Below are 17746 nucleotides of genomic sequence, written 5' to 3'. Positions count from 1 at the left end.
TGTGGCAGAGTTCGAAGCAAACAGTTTTTTAGTTTTTTCCTCGGAAGCAAGACTCTTGATTGCCGGCTTGAGGTCTGCTTGTGCAAGGCTGCGCGATAACAAAAAGTTAAATGATGATCAAGCGAATTATGTTTTAATAAATAAGCTAGCTTTACTGATTAAAGAGCTTTCAGAATTAAAAATTGGCGGCAAAAATGCTTCCGATTTAACCAAATTGGCAGAGGAAATTTACAAGAATGTTCATGAATTTTATGAGAGGTGTTTAAAAAAAATTATATTGTCCGATCAAGAAAAGGCTGAGCTTGATTCGATTTTAATAAATGCAAAGAGGCTTGTAGCTGTGTTTTCTCCTTCGGGCGATATAAATGCAGAGGAGCGCGCTGCTTGGAGAGAGAGGAGTAATGAGCTGCAAAAACTCGCCATCGAGTTGCGAGCGAGGTTTGCTGCCTTATCAGGAGCTGCAGAGTCCACAGAGCAAAAAATGGCGGCGATTGAAGCTCGCTTGAATGCGCTCAGCGAATCGGGCGGTGAATCGGCGAAAATAGTTAGTGACATGACTCAACGTCTTGAGCGAGATGCGAAGATAGAGTTCATGCTCCGTGCAAAAGCCATTCAAGATGAGCTTGAGGAGGTTCAAACGGGTATCCGATCTCAGGCGGAGTTGTTCGGGGGCTATCACGAACAAGCGAAAAATATGCTAGGTCAGTTGAGTTCTACTATATTGTCTGGTGGTTATATAGGAAGCGCCCAAAGCGAGGAGAGGTCGGCAAACTTATTTCGCTGGCTTTGCATTGGATTAATGGGGCTAACTGTTGCTTTTCTGGCATATACAATTTTGCAACTCAGTTTCAATGGCGTTGATTGGAAAAATGCATTAACCAGACTTGTTGCAACTCTGCTTATGGCGGTTCCTACAGCTTATTTAGCTAGGGAGTCGGGAAAGCACCGGGCTCAAGCCAACAAACTACGTAGAACATCGCTAGACTTCCACGTGCTAGAGCCATTTTTACAGAAACTGGAAGGCGAGTTTGGTACTAAATTGAGAACCGAATTGGCACAACGAGTTTTTTTTGTCGAAGGTGGCGAAGATAAAGCACCATCCTACGCGATTGATCCGCAGGAATTGATTATCAAAATTTTAGAGGCATTGTCAAAAGTTGGTAAGCGCTAAAACTTTTCTCAAGAGCGTCGAGCGCAGTTCACGGGGTGACCCATCCTCCCAGATACTGGCACCTTTTCGAAGGAAAGGGTAAATGTGACTGGATCGAGAGTCCAGCGCGGCCAGCGGGACTACGCGCTGACCTTTAGAGCGGCTAACACCTCCTTCTTACCTGCGCAGAGCAGCTATGCTTGGTTCCCTTATGGCAAGAAGACCGGTCAGCAAAGAACTGTGGCGACAGCTGCAACCCCTCATCCCGACCTTCGTGCCATCTGCCAAAGGCGAAGCGCGCAGACGCACCGTCAGCGACGAGGCGGCCCTCAATGACATCTTGTTCGTGCTGTACACGGGCATCGCCTGGGAAGATCTGCTGCAGTCCCTTGGCTACGGCAGCGGCATGACGTGCTGGCGACGGCTGCGCGACTGGAACACTGCCGGGGTGTGGCAGAAACTTCACCATGCAATGCTCGTTCGCCTGTGCGAACTTGACCAGATCGATTGGAGCCGAGCGAGCATCGATGGCTCGTCGGTACCAAGCCCCCCGGGGGGGGGCAGGAAACGGGCCCCAACCCTACGGACAGAGGCAAACTCGGCTCCAAGCGGCACATCGTCGTAGACGCGTGGGGCATTCCGCTGGTGGTGCTGGTCAGCGGTGCGAACCGGCACGATTCGATGACGTTCGAGAAATGCATCGACGCTCTGCCGGCCGTCAGGGCACTGCAGTGCAAGCCGAGTCGCAGGCCATCGAAGCTGCATGCCGACAAGGGCTACGACTACGCGCGTTGTCGCGCCTATCTGAAGAAGCGAGGCATCGCCAGCCGGATTGCCAGAAGAGGCATTGAGATCCGCGAGCGGCTTGGACGGCATCGCTGGGTGGTGGAGAGAACGCATGGATGGTTTGCAGGCTTTGACAAGCTGCGCATCCGCTTCGAGAGGCGGCTGGACATCCACGAAGCGCTGTTGAAACTGGCTGCAGCGATCATCCGTGCGCGCTTCGTGGAGCGGCGGTGTAGCCGCACTTAGTAGGGAGCAGTGGCAAGTGGCACACTATAGGTAGGAGGAAAAATGAAAAAATTTCTCATAATGCTGCATCGAGGATTCATTTCTGTTATTTTCACGGCTGCCGGCGTTCTTTCCCTATGTGCTGGTGTTTTGGGTTTAATTGGTGATGAAGTTAATAAGGGATTGGCTGGCTGTTCACTCGGGGTTATTCTCTTGCTTGCGGCAACAATTGACCGCTTCGAGCTGCTCAAAGCACTTGGCATTGAGGCACGCACGAAGAAACTTGACCTAAAAATAGAAGAGGCTGAAAAGGCGATCGATCGCATTCACAGAGTTTCCGAACTCATTGGCGAGAATTTCCTTGTGGCTTATTGTAGCGTGGGTAGATTGCCTCCAGTTCCTACCGTGATGGAGTCTCACGCTGCAGCGCAACGTGTGAAGGCTATGCTTCAGGAGAGCGGCTCAAAGCCTTCTGCCATTTATAAAGCAATGTTACCTTGGCTAAGAATTGCAGGCCAAGATGTCTATCGGCATATATCAGCGCCGTTAAATGAACTGCTGCAGATCAAGGCGAATCAAGTGGGAGTTAGGGCCGAAACCATTCAAGATGTCAGTCTGGCTGGTTCTCTGTACCAAAATTCGGCATTGATGCGCGAATACGTCGAGCAAAGCTGGGCCGGATTTCGGACTTGGGATCCGCAGGATGTCGGCAGTAAGCTAATTCAGCTTCTTGAGAGTGCCCCAGGAATAGAGGAAATCGAAAAAATTAGACTTCGTCCAGAATTCGAAACGGCACGAATCGAGTTGGATTTTCTCGCGCAAAATATCGAATTCAAAACGATCTCGTTCTGGTCCGCTATAAAATACCTACCACCGGCCTATAACAAGCCCTCCTCGGGGCCGGGTCAAGTGAATTGTAGAAAGAGTGCCGTCCCATACGGGCGTGCCAGGGGAGGGGTAGGGAGGAGAAGAGCCCCGAGGCGCGGTGGAAGGCGGCCCTGAGCGGGAGCGCCAAAAATGATGGTCACAGTGCATAGTACTCATCACGCCGCGAAACCATGGAACCGGTCGCGGTATCGCGTTGTACCCGCTGAGGGGTAAATGAGTTGCTGGGCGGCCCTACGCTGCGCTTGTGCGGCAACCACTTGGTTCTCCCAATTGAAATGGCTGGTACGATTCCCGTCCTGTTGATTCACGCACCGTATTGCTGGCAGTGCCTGGGCGCCTAGCCGCCGTCTTGGCTTTGGCAAAGGTAGATCGTCGCAGGCTTGGCAGGGGATGGACTAAAGGACTCTACTAGTGGAGATGTGTCCACCACCTTCGCACCTCTGCATACTTCGTGACTGTACGCATTGCCGCAGCGGTACACTTGGGCCAGGGCGGAAGTGGAGAAAATGCAGGCAATGGCCGTGATGAAGGCAAGACTTGAATGGGCAATCATTGCTGCACTGTAGTGCCTGCTTTGCGGTGTCATACCTTGGCTTTGGGCTCCTCGAGATGGGTAGGGCGCCGCGCCGCAGCCGCTGTGGTACGCCATGCCCTGCAAAGGCTGCGTCCTGGAGTGCTCCGGTCCCAACAGAAACTTCTAGTTGTAGGCTCGACCTTACGGACACAGCCGGCATTGCCCCGCGACCGTTGCGGCGCGTGCGCCCTACGATCTGGACCGAGGCATGGAGCTTTTCATCCCTGCCCGCAACCCATCACCGAAAGGACTTCATCATGAACACCGATCAAATCAAGGGCACCCTGAAGGAAGCCGCCGGCAAGGTTCAGCAAAAGACCGGCGAAGTGTTCAACAGCCCGGAGCAGCAAGCGAAGGGCATGGCCAAGCAGGTGGAAGGCAACGTCCAGAAGAACTACGGCGATGCCAAGGAAAACATCAAGGACGCCACGAAGTAATCTTTCGTGCTCCTCAGGCCCCGGCGCGCCACACGGCGTGCCGGGGCCTTTTCACGTCTGGGCCGTCATGCGATGCGGGTCATGCCGGGACCGCGAGCCGGTCGCGCAGCCACTGGTGGGCGGGATCCCGGTGGACCCGCTCCGGCCACAGCATGAGCATGTCGAAGCCGGCGACCTCCAGGGGTGGCTCGACGATCTTCAGCCCCGCGTTGCCACGGACCAGCCGCGAGGGCACCATGGCCACGCAGTCGGTGCTGGCGAGCACGGACGCGAGGAACAGGAAATGGGGGACCGACAGCGCCACCTGCCTTTCGAGCCCGAGTTTCGCCAGGGCCGTGTCGGTCGCTCCGTGGAAGCCGCCGCCGTCGGGAGAGACGATGGCATGGTCCAGCCGGCAGAACTGCGCCAGGGTGGGGCGGCGCCTGAGCCCGGGATGGCCTGCGCGCCCCGCCAGGACGTAGCGCTCCGTGAAGAGCAGCCTGCGCCGCAGGCCTGGGGGCGCTTGCTCCCCGGTATGGAAGGCAAGGTCGATGTCTCCCTGTTCCGCCTTGGCCGCCAGTTGCGAGGGCGGCACCTGCACGACGGCCAGGCGGCTATGGGGCGCCGAGGTGCGCAGGCCTGCCAGTGCCGGCAGCAATACCGCGTGTTCTCCATAGTCGAACGCGGCCACGCGCCATGTCTGGCGGGACGGCGCGGGATCGAAGGGCCGTGAAGGCACCACCGCCTGGGCCAGGGCGGACAGCGCATTCCGCAGGGGCTCGCGCAGCTCTTCGGCACGTGCGGTGGGCCGCATGCCGCGCGGGCCGGGAATCAGCAAGGGATCCGCGAAGAACTCCCGCAGCCGGGCCAGTTGCAGGCTCACGGCAGGCTGCGACAGGTGCAGCCGTTCGGCGGCCCGGGTGACGTTGTGCTCGACCAGCAAGGCGTCGAGGGTGACCAGCAGGTTGAGATCCAGCTGCCGCAGGAAATTGGTCATGCAAATACCAGCAATCCGTGGAATTCATTTCCAATATACCTCGCGCAGGCCTATCGTTGCGCCATGAACATTCTTCTTGTCCACGCCCATCCCGAACCGCGCTCCCTGAACGGGGCACTCAAGGATTTCTCGCTCCAGCGCCTGCAGCAGGCGGGCCATGATGTCCAGGTATCCGATCTGTACGCCATGCGCTGGAAGGCCGGCCTCGATGCAGAAGACGATTCCGCTGCGCCGGCCGGGGAGCGCTTTCTGGCAACGGAACACTCACTGCGCGCTTTCGAGCGCGACACGCAGAGCAGCGACATCGCGCAGGAGCAGGAAAAGCTGCTCCGGGCCGATGCCTTGATCCTGCAGTTTCCCCTCTGGTGGTTTGGCATGCCGGCACTTCTCAAGGGCTGGGTGGACCGCGTCTATGCCTGCGGCTTCGCCTATGGCGTCGGTGAGCATTCGGATACCCACTGGGGCGACCGCTATGGCGAGGGCACCCTGGCCGGCAAGCGCGCGATGCTGGTGGTGACGGCCGGAGGGTGGGAGTCCCATTACGGCCCGCGCGGCATCAACGGGCCGATCGATGACCTGCTGTTCCCGATCCAGCATGGCATCCTGTTCTATCCGGGATTCCAGGTGCTGCCGCCGCATGTGATCTACCGCACGGGCCGGATCGACGAAGCAGGCTTCGCACGCACCTGCGACGCGCTGGGCTGGCGGCTGGATGGGCTTTTCACCGAAGACCCGATCGCCTTCCGGCGGCAGAACGCCGGGGACTACCGCATTCCCTCGCTGACGTTGCGCGATGACATCCTGCCCGGAGCGTCCGGCCTGGGCATCCACCTATCGGCGCCGCAGGATTGATCGGAGCGCAGGGTCACATGGGCAGGTCGGCGAAGGAGGGCGCCGCAGACGCTTCCGTCTTGGGCGACTGCTCTGCGGGCTGGCGGCTCCAGCGCCGCAGGCCGTCACGGCCCCCGGCGGAGCGCAGCAGCAAAGCGCCGCCGATGGCGGCATGCAGCACGGCGCGGGTACGGCTGCGGGACACCAGGGCCCAGAAAAGCAGGCCTGCGCCGGCGATGGCCGCGGCGGCGTGTTCATTCGGCGCGCTGGCGCGGCTGTCGTCGTAGTCGAGCAGGTGGCGCACGGACTGGCGAAGGTGGTCGTTCTGCATGGCGTGGTCTTCCTTGGCTGGACAAGCGAAGGAGCCACCTTAGGTGACGAGCGGGGCCGGCGGCGTCGGCATGTATGCCGTGGCGCCGTAGGCTGCGGCGGACGTGCATGCGGGCCGCGGCTGTGTCCACGAAAAAAGGCCAACCGGGCGTCCCTGGTTGGCCTTTGGTGCGTGGGCCCGGCCGCGCCTGGCCTGCAGCCGGCCTGGCGTGCCGCTCAGCGGTCGTTCTTGTGGCTCTGGCGGCCGGCCTGCGCATGCTGTTCGCTGCTGCCGCCGCGCGTGCCGCCGCTGTTCTGGCTGCCACTGTTCTGGCTGCCGCCACTGCTGTTTTGCTGGTTGTTGTTGCCGCTGCCACCGTGGCTCATGCTGCCGGCGCGGCGTGCTTCCTCGGAGTCGAACTCGTGGGCATTGCCGCTCGCGTGCGCTGCACGGCGGCCTTCGGCCGCGATTTCGCGTTGGCGATCGGGATCCATGCCGGCGAATCCGCGGCCGGAACCGCCACCCTGGTTGCCCTGGTTGTTGCCTTGATTGCCTTGATTCGATGCCATGTGATTTCTCCTTTGGAACATTACGAATGGTGAGTCGGATGTGACCGCGCAGTGCAGCGCCGTCGATGAGGCAGGGGGCAACGGACATGCCATCCGCCGCGTCGGCAGCCCGGCATTGAGGGGCTTGCGGGGCTGCATGGCCATGGCCGGTTACGGATGCGCCGAGGTAAGTGCCCCCGGTTGCATGGAAACGAAACAAACGGTTTAGCCGCGCTGCATGCTCCGGTTGCTGCGGCGCGTCGCATCACCGTGCTGCCGCGAATGGCGGCGTGTGGCGCGTCATTTCTTCACGCCGTGCCGGATTTGCGGCAATGCTTGCAAAACCTCGCCAGCGGGTTCAGCACCGCAACGCGGCCCTGGGGTAACGCGGGCCGTATCCTGCGCGGCTTCCTACGCGGCGTGCCGGAGCGGGTGCGAATCATGGATCGCTCGCTTTCCCCAACGATGAACAGCACGCTACGCAAGGAGTTTTCATGGAAGCCACCACCACGGGTATGAATCGCACGGGCGCGTCGGCGTCGCCGGCCGGCGCGCAGGCGATGGAGGATGCCGTCGAGCGGTACTCGCCGCCCGGCCCCATCGATCTGTCGCAGGCCAGGGAAGTCCGCCTGCTGTATGCGCAGGAGGCCGGGCCGCTCGGCACGGTGCCGCCGCCCACGTCGCTGGGCGGCATGGTGCGCACGGGCGTGAGCAAGCTCATGGGCGAGCATCCGGAGATCCTGCTGGACAAGATCGGCGAACGCATCGCCTTCGAGCGCGGCGGCACGCGGCTCTACGACGCGCTGATGGTGAAGTACCAGGCTGCCGTGAATGCCGGCGCGAAGATCCCCACGCCGGCGGACGCTGTGACGGCGGCGGGTGCCGGCACGGACGACGTAGCGCTGCAGGCGGACGCCTCGGCCCTGGCGACGCTGCAGCGCATCCGCGCAGAAGAACTGCAGCACTTCCAGATGCTGTGCGATGCCATGCGGCAGCTCGGCGGCGACCCTACGGCGCAGACGCCGTGCGCGGACGTGGTCGCCACCGCGTCGATGGGATTGATTCAGGTGGTGTCGGATCCGCGCACGACGCTGGCGCAGGCGCTGTCGGCCATGCTGACCGCGGAGCTCACCGACAACGCGGGATGGGAACTGTTGATACAGCTGGCGGAGCAGGCCGGGGAGACGGACCTGATCAGCGAATTCGCGCAGGCGCTCACCGAGGAACAGCGGCACCTGATCACCGTGCAGGCCTGGCTGCAGGCCCTCGTGGTTTCCGGCCCGCTGCCCAGCAATGCGGTGTGAGCGAGCACATCCCCCGTCTTCCCCGCGTCTTCTTCCCCGGCCTTATTTCCGAAAGGACAACCCATGACGATCCATCTTTTCCAGGACAAGGGCACCGCCCTGGAGCGCCAGCGCCTGAGCTGGAAGGACATGGTGGGCAAGCCCTCCGCAAGCTCGACGATGATGCCTTCACGCGCGTGCGCGCCGTTCTCATGAACGGCGTCGAGCTCGATGCGCTGCGCACCAAGCAGGTCCTGCTGCGCATGCACGCCGATGCGCGCGTGGAGATCGCGCAGCTCATGCGCGTGGAGCAGCACCAGGCCACGACGATCAACTGGCTGATCGGCGCCGACCATTCGCCGCTGGAAACCACGATCGGCTATGAGCAGACGGCCATAGAGGTCACCGCATCGGTCGCGCAGCTGGAACCCGACGACTACCTTGCGCAGGGCTACCGTTACGCCTTGCTCGAGGATTTCGACCATCTCTACCGCTACAGCGCGCTGCTGGACCGGCTGGAGGGCAAGGACGCCAACAACATCACCCAGGGCTACACGGACATCGTGCCGTCGCGGCCGACCTGGGTGCATCACCGGGCCCCGGAGCACGACCTCCTGGAGCCCTACGGGCCAGGGGCAGCGCTGGCGACCAAGCTGCACGCGCTCACGCTGACGGGGGGCGAGTACCAGACGCACGACTACTACATGAACATCGGACCGCTATTTTCGGACCCCGTGGCGCGGCAGCTCTACGCGGAAATCGCATCCGTGGAGTCGCAGCACATCACCCATTACGGGTCGATGCTCAACCCGCACGAGACGCCGCTGGAGAAGCTGCTGATCGCCGAGGCCTGCGAGGTGTGGAACTACGCAGGCTGCGCGCAACAGGAGAGCAATCCCCGCGTGCGGGCGATCTGGGAGATGTTCCTGGACTACGAGCTCGGGCACTTCCAGGTGGTGCAGGAACTGTTCAAGCGGCTGGAGCGGCGCGACCCCGCCGAGGTGCTCGGCGATGGCGCACTGCCGGCATTCATACGGTTCGAAAGCCATCGCGACTACCTGCGCCAGATGGTGGACGCCGAAACCGATTTCCGCAAGGACGGCACGCGCTTCGTGCAGGTCCCGCAGGAAGAGGGCGAATCCTCGCTGGCCTACCGTGAAGCGGTGAACCAGGACGGTTCGCCGTCGCGCGCCGCGTCCGCCTCGTATGTCTGGACGGCAGGGACCGAACTCGTGCGCGAAGCCGAGGCGGTGGAAGTGGTTGCTGCCACGTAGGCGCGCGCGGCGGTGCGGCCCGCGCTGCGCTACGCGCGGGACCGCATGTGCTCCTGGATGAGGCGCTGCAGTTCGCGCACGTCCAGCGGCTTGACCATGTAGGCGTCGAAGCCGGCCTCGCGCGCCTGCTCGCGGTTGTGGTCCTGGCCCCATCCCGTTGCGGCCACCAGCAGCATGCGCACGCCGAAGGGTTCGGCACGCAGCGCCCGCGCCACCGACATGCCGTCGAGTCCGGGCATGCCGAGATCCAGGACCGCCACGTCCGGCTCCAGTTCCCGCGCCTTGCGCAGCGCCTCGTGGCCGTCAGCGGCGGTGGCCACGGTGCAGTCCTCCAGCAGGTGCGAGATGGACCAGGTGACATCGACGTTGTCGTCCGCCAGCAGGACGCGGGGCGCTCGATCGCCTGCGCCCTGGCTGTCGTCCGGCACCTGCGTGCGGCCGTCGCCGGATGTGTCGGGCTGGGCAGGGACGGGCAAGGGCAACTGCACGGTGAAGCGGCTGCCCCGGCCGGGGCCCGCGCTTTCCCCGCGCACGGTGCCGTGGTGCATTTCCACGATGTTGCGCACCAGTGCGAGGCCGATGCCCAGGCCCTGGGTGTGCCGCATGCCGGCGTCCGGGCTTTGGGAGAACATGGTGAACATGTCGTCCACGGTGTCCGGATCCATGCCGATGCCGTTGTCTTCCACGCGCAGGTGGATGGAGTCTCCTTCGGTCCAGGCCGACAGCCGGATGCGGCCGTGGTCGGGTGTGTACTTCGCCGCGTTGCTCAGCAGGTTCGCGAGCACCTGGGCGATACGCACCGGGTCCGCGAGGAGGATGACCGGGTCGCCGGGAAGATCCTGCACGAGTTCGTGGCCTGCCGCACGGATGGCGCCGAGCGTGGCCTCCAGCGCCGCTTCGACGATTTCTACCAGCGGGACCTCGTGCTGCTGCAGCACCATGCGGCCCAGCCGCAGCCGGGACAGATCCATGAGATCGTCCAGCAGCACGGCCATGGCGCGCGCCTGCCGCTGCACGATGCGTGCCGCCTGGTCGCGGTCGGCCGGATCGGCGCCTTCGGCGGCCAGTACCGCCGATGCACCGGCAATCGACGCCAGCGGGTTGCGCAGCTCGTGCGACAGCACCGCCAGGAAGCGGTCCTTGGTCGCATCGGCCGCCTGCAGTGCGGCGCGGGCCTCCTCGTTTTCGCGCAGCGCCTTGAGCAGGTCGGCCCGGCTTTGCTCGAGCGCCTGCTGGCTTGCACGCTGGTCGCTCTGGTCGCGCAGGATCTTGACGAAGCCGACCACCGTGTCCGCGCCGTCGTGCATGGGCATGAGCGCGCCGCTGGCCCAGAAGCGGCTGCCGTCCTTGCGCTGGTGCAGGCGGTCGTCGAGCGCGCCGCCCGTGGCCAGTGCCGTGCTCGTTTCGGAAAGCGGTGCCCCGGCGGCCCGGTCTTCCGGCGTGAAAATCATGTCGGCGAGCTGGCCCACGGCCTCGTTCTCGCTGTAGCCGAGAATGCGCTCCGCCCCGCTGTTCCAGGTCGTGATGCGGCGATCCAGGTCGGTGGAGAAGATGGCGTACTCCACCGCGTTCTCGATGACCAGCCTCAGGCGCTCGGTGCTCTCGCGCAGTGCGTTCTCGGCACGCTTGCGTTCGCTGATGTCGTTGCACACCACGATCGAGGCCGTGGGGCCGCCGTGCGCGTCGGCCAGGTAGCTCACGCTGTTGTGCAGCCAGAGCGTGCTGCCGTCCTTGCGCAGGCAACGCTTCTCGATGTGGAAGGGCTCGCCATGTTCGGCGAGGCGCCGCATGAGGTGGGCGCTCAGCTGGCGGTCGGCGGGATGGATCAGGTCGAGCAGCTGCGTGCCGATGAGCTCGTCATGCCCGTAGCCCAGCATGTGGCTGTAGTGCCGGTTGACGAAGGTGATGTGCCCGTCCAGGTCCGTCTGCACCACGCCCACGACGGCCTGGTTCACGATGGCGCTGAAGCGGTCCTCGGACCGGCGCAGTGCCTCCTGGCCCTGCTTGCGCTCGGAAATGTCCACGAAGGTCAGCACCACGCCCGCGATGCGGTCGTCCAGCGTCCGGTAGGGCAGCATGCGCACGAGGTACCAGTTGCCGTCGCTGGCGCCCACCTCGCGCTCCACCAGCGCGAGGCGTTCGAGCACCCTCCGGGCGTCTTCCGCCAGTTCCGGATACTGCAGTTGCGTGCGCAGGTGGGACAGCGGGCGCCCCACGTCGGTGGCGATCAGGTTGAAGAGGGTGACGGCCGACGGCGTGAACCGGGTGATGCGCAGGTCGCGGTCGAGGAACACCGTGGCGATGGCCGTGGCGTCCATCAGGTTCTGCATGTCGCTGTTCGCATGCCCCAGTTCGTCCACCTTGCTCTTGAGCTCGTGGTTGACCGTCGTCAGTTCCTCGTTGATGGACTGCAGCTCCTCCCGGTTGGTCTCCAGTTCCTCGGTCGCGGACCGCAGTTCCTCGTTCATCGCCTGCAGCTCTTCGTTGCTGGCCCGCAGTTCCTCGGTGGAGGCTTCGTACTGCTCGATGGTGCTGCGCAGCTGGGCGTTCAGCAGTTCCAGTTCGCGGTCCAGCTGCTCCGCGGCCGTGTCCTGCGGAGCCGCGGGAGTGAGTGTGGAGGAAGCGGGCAGGTCGGGCAGCGTGGGCAGCAGCACCAGCGAAAGACCCTGTCCCAGGTCGGGCACGGGCCGCACCTCGGGCGCGACCCGCACCATGCCGCCAGCCGTCTCCACGGGCACCGCCGACAGCCGCATGGGCTGGCCGGTCCGGCCGGCACGGTAGAGCGCGGCACGCAACTCGATGCGCAGCGCAGGGTGGATCAGCCGCATCAGGTTGCGCGAAAGCTCGCCGCCATGGAAGGCCAGAAAGCGCCCCGCCGAAGGCGACATGTGCAGGATGTTCTGCTCGCCGTCCACCAGGATGGAGGGCGGCGCGAGCTGCTCCAGCAGCCTGAGGTGGACCTCGCCCCAGGGCCGTGCCTTTTCGCCCGTGGCCTGCATGGCCGGGCGTTCGGTATCCGCGAAATAGGAAACCATCGCGCCGGAGTGCACGACAGGCCCCTGGTGGGCAGTGTGCTGCGCATGCAGGGCGACGGCGGCCGGCCCCAGGCCGCCTGGCAGGAGGAGATCCGTATGCGCCGACGTCTGGTGGCCGTAGAGGCGATGCAGCTTGTCGATCACCGAAAACCGGATGTCGCCGTCGTCCACCGATTCGGCGGACCCCAGGAACAGGAGCTTGCCCGGCAGCAGGGCGAAGTGGAAGGTGTCGAGCACCCGGAGCTGCGCCTCGCGGGTCAGGTAGATGAGCAGGTTGCGGCAGGAAATGAGATCGAGCCGCGAGAAGGGCGAATCCCTGAGCAGGTCGTGCACCGCGAACAGGACGCTTTCGCGCAACTCGCGCCGCATGCGGTAGCCGCCGCGCTCACGCACGAAGAAGCGCCGGAGCCGCTCCGCGGACACGTCGCTCTCGATCGCCGCGGGGTAGAAGCCTTCGCGGGCGGTGCGGATGGCGGCGTCGTCCAGGTCGGTGGCGAAGATCTGCAACACCGGCGCCGTGTCGAGCGTCCGTGCGTATTCCGCCAGCAGCATGGCGATGGAATAAGCCTCTTCGCCCGTCGCGCAGCCCGCGACCCACACGCGCAGCGTGTCCGCGCCGGTCTTGCCCTGGAACAGCAGCGGGAGATGGCTTTCCAGGGCCGCGAAGGCCACGGGATCCCGGAAGAAGTTGGTCACGCTGATGAGCAGGTCCTGCAGGAGCGCTCCTGCCTCGCCCGGCCGGGTACGCAGGCAGTCCAGGTACCCGGACATGGTGCCGATACCGTTCACCTGCATGCGGCGCCCGACCCGCCGAACGACCGTGGCGCGCTTGTAGTCGCCGAAATCGCGGCCGGTCCGGTGGCGCAGCAGCGCCAGAACTTCGCGCAGCGCGGCCTCGTCATCGGCTGCATCGCCCGCCGAAGCCGACGGTTCGGTGCCGTGCGGTGCCGCCAGCCGCAGCCGGGGTGCCATCCGGTGGTATTCCAGCACCCGTCCGGCCATCTGGGCGGCGGGCAGCACCCAGTCGATCATGCCGGTGGCGATCGCCGAGCCGGGCATGCCGCTGGCATAGGCCTCGCCCGGATCCTGTGCGATGGTGAGGCCGCCACGCTCCTTGATGCGCTTGATGCCGATGGCACCGTCTCCATCCGCGCCGGACAGCACGATGGCTGTGGCATGCGTGCCGTGCGAGTCGGCCAGGGTGCGGAACAGCAGATCCACCGCCACATGCTGCTGCCGATCCGGCGGCAGGGGCGCGAGCGCGAGCATTCCATCGTGGACTTCCAGTACCTTGCGGGGCGGCACGACATAGACGGTGTCCGCCTGCATGGTCACCGGGCCGCTCACCTGGTGCACGCGCAACGTCGTTGCGCGCTGCAGCAGTTCGGCCAGCATGCTTTCGTGGTCGGGGGACAGGTGCAGCACGACCACGAACGCCATGCCGGGGGAAGCAGGCATCGCCGTGAAGAAGTCGCGCAGCGCCTGGATGGCTCCGGCCGAACCACCCAGTCCGACCACCGGCAGTGCGGCGTCGCCGGTTTCGGCGGCGCAGCCGGTTGCCGCACCGGCCACGGCCTCCTCGGCGGGGCCCGGGGTGATCTCGTCCATCTCTTGTCCTTGTGAGAGCGCACCCGCGGTGTGAGGAGTGCGGCTGGGGCGACGATGCTAGCGCAATCCAGCCACGCGGCCGGCCAAAAGGCGCTGCCGGAACGCAGCCTGCTCATCCATGGACGGGCACGGGAAAGTTTTACATGCTTCGCGCACCGTCGGGTCTGCAAATCTGTCAAAAACGGTGGGTGCCGCAGGCACGCCATTTGCCCCCGCCGTGGCATGGAGACCTACACGACGCCCCGTTCCCTGGATGCGTACTCCCACGCGCCTGCTCCCTCGGTTCCCGTGGCCCGCGAACCCCTGCGGTATCGCGAGCATGCGGGACGCAGGGTGGGTATCCTGGTATGGCCCAGCGGCGATGGCTGGCGCGGTGCATGGTCCGTGGGCAGCGGCGCCTGGTATGCAGTACGCGGACGCTGGGGCAGCGAGGATCTCGCCGCGGAGAAGACTTTCATCGCGGCCCGGGCCTCGCTCGGGCAGGATGGCCTGCGCCGCCGTCGGCCGTCCGTGCCACCGGCGCATCGCCCGCCCATGCTCCGGGAGGGGATGGCGGAGGTCGCCGAGGGTGGCCAGGCGCCTGCGCTGCGCGCCGCGTCCGAGCAGTGGAGCGAGTTGCGCCGCGACTGGCAGACGGCCGAAATGCGGCTGGCCCGGCGCCAGTCGGCCATCTGCCTGGGCGAGAGGTCCGAGGAAGACGCCAAGAGCCTGCGCGATCTCGAGCGGGAAGCCGAAAGCGCGCGGCAGCGGATGGACGACTATCTCAACGTCGTGCTGCGCATGCTGAGGCCGGCCGGCAACACCAATTCCTGAGCCGGCAGCAGCCTCGGCACCGCATCACTCGTCGATCGCCGCGCTCCAGCGGCTGCCCCAGTCGCGCGCCTGGTCGATTTCGCGGCGGTCTCGCTTGGTGGGGCGGCCTTCCTGCAGGGTGGCGGCAGGCTCGGGTGCGAGCCTGCGCATCTCGGCGGCCTGCGCACGCGCGGCGATGCTCTCGGCCGTTTCCTCGTACAGCTGTTGCGCGACGGGCGCGGGGCCGCGCATGGCGCTGAGCCCGCGTACCACCACCGTGCGCGGCATCTGGCCCTGGCGCAGCGCCACGGTATCGCCGCTGCGCAGTTCCCGCGACGCCTTGGCGGCCTGTCCGTTCACCACCACGCGGCCCTTGCCGATCTCTTCCGCCGCCAGGGCCCGGGTCTTGTAGAAGCGCGCGCACCACAGCCACTTGTCCAGGCGCATCGATTCGGGAGGGGTCATGGCGGCATTTTCCCAGAGATCCCGGGTGTTCCGTACCCGGCAGGCCATCGTTCGGCGAAGATGGCTGACATGGTTTCAGCGCGGCGGTGGCGAGACTGGCCGGCATCGCCCGCCACCTGCCGGCCTGCCCGGCTTCCCGCCATGCGCCCCTCATTCCATCGCCTTACCCTCAGAATCACCGGCCATGGCCGGGTGGCCGCGCCCCTGCTGGTGGTGGCCGCGCTGGCCGGCTGTGGAGATACCGCCCGCCTGCCTCCCGAGGCGGGCATCGGCCCCCGGCCCACGCTGCCGGAGCCGCACAAGTCCCTGATTCCCACCGTGCACATCGCGCCCGCCAGGGGATGGCCGGAAGGGGGCGCGCCGCAGGCCATGGCCGGGCTGTCCGTGACGCCTTTCGCCCGCGGGCTCGAACACCCCCGCTGGGTGGTGGTGCTGCCCAACGGCGACGTGCTCGTGGCCGAGAGCGACAAGCCGGCACCCGAAGGCCCGCCCCCGGACGACGGGTGGGCCAGAAAAGTGCGCAACTGGGTCATGGGCAAGGTCATGGCCCGTGCCGGCTCCGGCAACCCGTCGGCCAACCGCATCACGCTCCTGCGCGATGCCGACGGGGACGGCGTGGCGGAAACGCGCAGCGTGTTCCTGCAGGGGCTGCATTCCCCTTTCGGCATGGCGCTGGTCGGCAGCGAGTTCTACGTCGCCAACACCGATGCCGTCGTGAGGTTTCCTTATGCCGCAGGACAGACCGCCATCGCGGCCGCGCCGGCCAAGGTGGCGGACCTGCCCTCGCGGCCGCTCAATCACCACTGGACCAAGAACCTCATCGCCAGCCCCGATGGTGCGAAGCTGTATGTCACGGTCGGCTCCAACAGCAACGTCGCCGAGAACGGCATGGAGGCGGAAGCCGGCCGTGCGGCCATCTGGGAGGTGGATCGCGCCACGGGCGCGCACCGCGTCTTCGCGAGCGGCCTGCGCAACCCCAACGGCATGGGCTGGGAGCCGGGCTCCGGCACGCTCTGGACCGTGGTGAATGAGCGCGATGAAATCGGCAGCGACCTGGTGCCCGACTACCTCACCTCGGTGAGGGAGGGCGGCTTTTACGGCTGGCCCTACAGCTATTGGGGCGGGAACGTGGATGCACGTGTCCAGCCTCCACGGCCGGATCTGGTCGAAAAGGCCATCGTGCCGGATTACGCTCTGGGCAACCACGTGGCGCCGCTGGGCATGGCTTTCGCGGGGGGCGGCGGCCCGGCCGCTCAACCCGTGGCTCCGCAGCTCGCGCAGGGTGTGTTCGTCGGCCTGCACGGCTCGTGGAACCGCAAGCCGCGCAGTGGCTACAAGGTGGTGTTCGTGCCGTTCAGGAACGGCAAGCCCGACGGCATGCCCCTGGACGTGCTGACCGGATTCGTCAGCGGCGATGGCGACGCCTGGGGCCGGCCCGTGGGCGTGGCGCTGGACGGGCGGGGCGGCCTGCTCGTGGCCGACGACGTCGGCAACACCCTGTGGCGCGTGGCGGCGGCGCGCCCGTGACGGCGCGCTCTAGGACCGCACCAGCAATGGCGGCAGCACCTTCGCACGCGTCTCTTTGAACCGCTGCCCTTCTTCCACCAGCCAGTCCCGCACGCGCAGCATGGCAGGTCCCGCCTGGGGTGAACTCACGAAGGAGTAGCGCGCCCGGGAGAGCGTGCTCCAGGAGCACAGCGGCACCAGGCGGCCGGCCGCCACGTCTTCGAGCACGAGCGCGGCACGACCCATGGCGATGCCCTGGCCGGTGATGGCTGCTCCCACCGCCAGCTGGGACAGGTTGAACTGGGGGCCGCCTCCCCAGTCCGGGCATGGTGCGCCTTGTGCGCTGAACCAGTGCTGCCATTCCTCGAATGTATCGGCCCCTTCCCAGGCACTGCCGTCGTGCAGCAGCCATTCCGGCTGCAGCCTGGCCGGCGCATCCCGCAGGTCCGGGTGGGCCGCCATGAAGGCCGGGCTGGCCACGGGAACCAGCCATTCATCGAGGAACCCGGTGGCGTCCAGGTCGGTGTACTCCCCCGGGTCGAAGCGGACGGCCGCCTCCACCCCGTCTCGCACCATGCGGGTGCGGTCGATGCGGTGGAACTCCCCGAACACGCGCAGCCCGGTGTCGGGATGCCGGCGAAAGAATTCGCCCAGCCGTGGCGTAAGCCACTGCATGGCGAACGAAGGGGAGCAACTCAGCGTGGCTGCAGCGTGCGCCGGGGCGGAGCGCCGCATCTGCGCCAGCGTGCTCTCGATGGCCTCGAAGCTTTCGCGCAGCACCACCCCCAGCCATTTGCCCTCGGGCGTCAGCACCAGCACCCGAGGGGTCCGCAGGAACAGCGGACGCCCCAGCCAGTTCTCCAGTTGCTTCACCTGCTGGCTCACGGCGCCCTGGGTGATGCACAGCTCCGCAGCGGCGCGTGTGAAGCTGCCCTGCCGTGCGGCCGCATCGAAACAGCGCAGCCAGGCCAGAACCGAATTGGACAGGCGTGAATCCATCAGTGAAACTAATACTGTCGTCAATATAAATGCATTGCGTCGTCCCCGGGGCCGGCACA

Annotated in this window: 14 protein-coding genes and 1 pseudogene; 9 read left to right on the top strand and 6 right to left on the bottom strand. The window is 65.2% G+C overall.

Features of this window, described 5'->3' with window-relative positions:
- Position 1: 1 nt before the first annotated feature.
- From ACGHC0_RS14910 to ACGHC0_RS14895, 4 genes are all read left to right on the top strand, one after another.
- Complete coding sequence (locus tag ACGHC0_RS14910; RefSeq protein ID WP_415265977.1) at positions 2-1171, top strand: hypothetical protein; 1170 nt, start codon at positions 2-4, stop codon at positions 1169-1171.
- A gap of 190 nt (positions 1172-1361) precedes the next feature.
- Positions 1362-2182 (top strand): IS5 family transposase gene (locus ACGHC0_RS14905; protein ID WP_415268423.1). Its coding sequence is split into 2 segments (ribosomal slippage): positions 1362-1703 and positions 1706-2182, totalling 819 coding nucleotides; the frame shifts between segments, so codons are not numbered across the junction.
- 42 nt (positions 2183-2224) lie between these two features.
- Positions 2225-3163, top strand: a complete 939-nt coding sequence (locus ACGHC0_RS14900; RefSeq protein WP_415265976.1) for a hypothetical protein — start codon at positions 2225-2227, stop codon at positions 3161-3163.
- Positions 3164-3880: 717 nt separating this feature from the next.
- Complete coding sequence (locus tag ACGHC0_RS14895; RefSeq protein ID WP_013595204.1) at positions 3881-4060, top strand: CsbD family protein; 180 nt, start codon at positions 3881-3883, stop codon at positions 4058-4060.
- A gap of 79 nt (positions 4061-4139) precedes the next feature.
- On the opposite strand, the gene ACGHC0_RS14890 is transcribed toward ACGHC0_RS14895, so the two are convergent.
- The gene (locus ACGHC0_RS14890; RefSeq protein WP_415265975.1) at positions 4140-5036 is read right to left on the bottom strand and encodes a LysR family transcriptional regulator; all 897 of its coding nucleotides are present in this window, start codon (positions 5034-5036) and stop codon (positions 4140-4142) included.
- A 63-nt stretch (positions 5037-5099) separates the two neighbouring features.
- Between ACGHC0_RS14890 and ACGHC0_RS14885 the strand changes: the two genes are divergently transcribed.
- Positions 5100-5888, top strand: coding sequence for an NAD(P)H-dependent oxidoreductase (locus ACGHC0_RS14885; RefSeq protein ID WP_415268422.1), 789 nt, complete (start codon positions 5100-5102; stop codon positions 5886-5888).
- Positions 5889-5901: 13 nt separating this feature from the next.
- Here ACGHC0_RS14885 and ACGHC0_RS14880 read toward each other — a convergent pair whose 3' ends face one another.
- Positions 5902-6198, bottom strand: a complete 297-nt coding sequence (locus ACGHC0_RS14880) for a hypothetical protein (RefSeq protein WP_415265974.1) — start codon at positions 6196-6198, stop codon at positions 5902-5904.
- A 215-nt stretch (positions 6199-6413) separates the two neighbouring features.
- Positions 6414-6746: a stress-induced protein gene (locus ACGHC0_RS14875; RefSeq protein WP_415265973.1), complete on the bottom strand. Its 333-nt coding sequence runs from the start codon at positions 6744-6746 to the stop codon at positions 6414-6416.
- A 473-nt stretch (positions 6747-7219) separates the two neighbouring features.
- Between ACGHC0_RS14875 and ACGHC0_RS14870 the strand changes: the two genes are divergently transcribed.
- Together ACGHC0_RS14870 and ACGHC0_RS14865 are read left to right on the top strand one after the other, a co-directional pair.
- On the top strand, positions 7220-8029 hold the full coding sequence (locus ACGHC0_RS14870; protein ID WP_368351715.1) for a ferritin-like domain-containing protein: 810 nt from the start codon (positions 7220-7222) through the stop codon (positions 8027-8029).
- Between the two features lie 63 nt (positions 8030-8092).
- A pseudogene (locus ACGHC0_RS14865) lies at positions 8093-9282 on the top strand (hypothetical protein).
- Positions 9283-9311: 29 nt separating this feature from the next.
- Here the strand turns inward: ACGHC0_RS14865 and ACGHC0_RS14860 are convergent.
- Positions 9312-13925, bottom strand: coding sequence for a PAS domain S-box protein (locus ACGHC0_RS14860; protein ID WP_415265972.1), 4614 nt, complete (start codon positions 13923-13925; stop codon positions 9312-9314).
- Between the two features lie 288 nt (positions 13926-14213).
- On the opposite strand from ACGHC0_RS14860, the gene ACGHC0_RS14855 reads away from it, so the two are divergent.
- On the top strand, positions 14214-14738 hold the full coding sequence (locus ACGHC0_RS14855) for a hypothetical protein (protein ID WP_368351712.1): 525 nt from the start codon (positions 14214-14216) through the stop codon (positions 14736-14738).
- A gap of 24 nt (positions 14739-14762) precedes the next feature.
- Here ACGHC0_RS14855 and ACGHC0_RS14850 read toward each other — a convergent pair whose 3' ends face one another.
- Positions 14763-15182, bottom strand: coding sequence for an RNA-binding S4 domain-containing protein (locus ACGHC0_RS14850; protein WP_415265971.1), 420 nt, complete (start codon positions 15180-15182; stop codon positions 14763-14765).
- A gap of 141 nt (positions 15183-15323) precedes the next feature.
- On the opposite strand from ACGHC0_RS14850, the gene ACGHC0_RS14845 reads away from it, so the two are divergent.
- A complete protein-coding gene (locus tag ACGHC0_RS14845; protein WP_415265970.1) occupies positions 15324-16709 on the top strand; it encodes a PQQ-dependent sugar dehydrogenase in 1386 nt (461 codons plus the stop codon).
- 9 nt (positions 16710-16718) lie between these two features.
- Here the strand turns inward: ACGHC0_RS14845 and ACGHC0_RS14840 are convergent, their stop codons facing one another.
- On the bottom strand, positions 16719-17687 hold the full coding sequence (locus ACGHC0_RS14840) for a LysR family transcriptional regulator (protein WP_368351709.1): 969 nt from the start codon (positions 17685-17687) through the stop codon (positions 16719-16721).
- Positions 17688-17746: the final 59 nt, after the last annotated feature.

The sequence above is a fragment of the Acidovorax sacchari genome (genome assembly GCF_042847045.1).
In the GTDB taxonomy this organism is placed as follows: Bacteria; Pseudomonadota; Gammaproteobacteria; order Burkholderiales; family Burkholderiaceae_C; genus Paracidovorax; species Paracidovorax sacchari.
This window is presented reverse-complemented; position numbering and strand designations above follow the sequence as displayed.

Bases quoted from the DNA above. Each gene is read 5' to 3' on its own strand.
- ACGHC0_RS14900 (WP_415265976.1), top strand. From the start codon at position 2,225: ATGAAAAAATTTCTCATAATGCTGCATCGAGGATTCATTTCTGTTATT.
- ACGHC0_RS14895 (WP_013595204.1), top strand. From the start codon at position 3,881: ATGAACACCGATCAAATCAAGGGCACCCTGAAGGAAGCCGCCGGCAAG.
- ACGHC0_RS14890 (WP_415265975.1), bottom strand. From the start codon at position 5,036: ATGACCAATTTCCTGCGGCAGCTGGATCTCAACCTGCTGGTCACCCTC.
- ACGHC0_RS14885 (WP_415268422.1), top strand. From the start codon at position 5,100: ATGAACATTCTTCTTGTCCACGCCCATCCCGAACCGCGCTCCCTGAAC.
- ACGHC0_RS14880 (WP_415265974.1), bottom strand. From the start codon at position 6,198: ATGCAGAACGACCACCTTCGCCAGTCCGTGCGCCACCTGCTCGACTAC.
- ACGHC0_RS14875 (WP_415265973.1), bottom strand. From the start codon at position 6,746: ATGGCATCGAATCAAGGCAATCAAGGCAACAACCAGGGCAACCAGGGT.
- ACGHC0_RS14870 (WP_368351715.1), top strand. From the start codon at position 7,220: ATGGAAGCCACCACCACGGGTATGAATCGCACGGGCGCGTCGGCGTCG.
- ACGHC0_RS14860 (WP_415265972.1), bottom strand. From the start codon at position 13,925: ATGGACGAGATCACCCCGGGCCCCGCCGAGGAGGCCGTGGCCGGTGCG.
- ACGHC0_RS14850 (WP_415265971.1), bottom strand. From the start codon at position 15,182: ATGACCCCTCCCGAATCGATGCGCCTGGACAAGTGGCTGTGGTGCGCG.
- ACGHC0_RS14845 (WP_415265970.1), top strand. From the start codon at position 15,324: ATGCGCCCCTCATTCCATCGCCTTACCCTCAGAATCACCGGCCATGGC.
- ACGHC0_RS14840 (WP_368351709.1), bottom strand. From the start codon at position 17,687: ATGGATTCACGCCTGTCCAATTCGGTTCTGGCCTGGCTGCGCTGTTTC.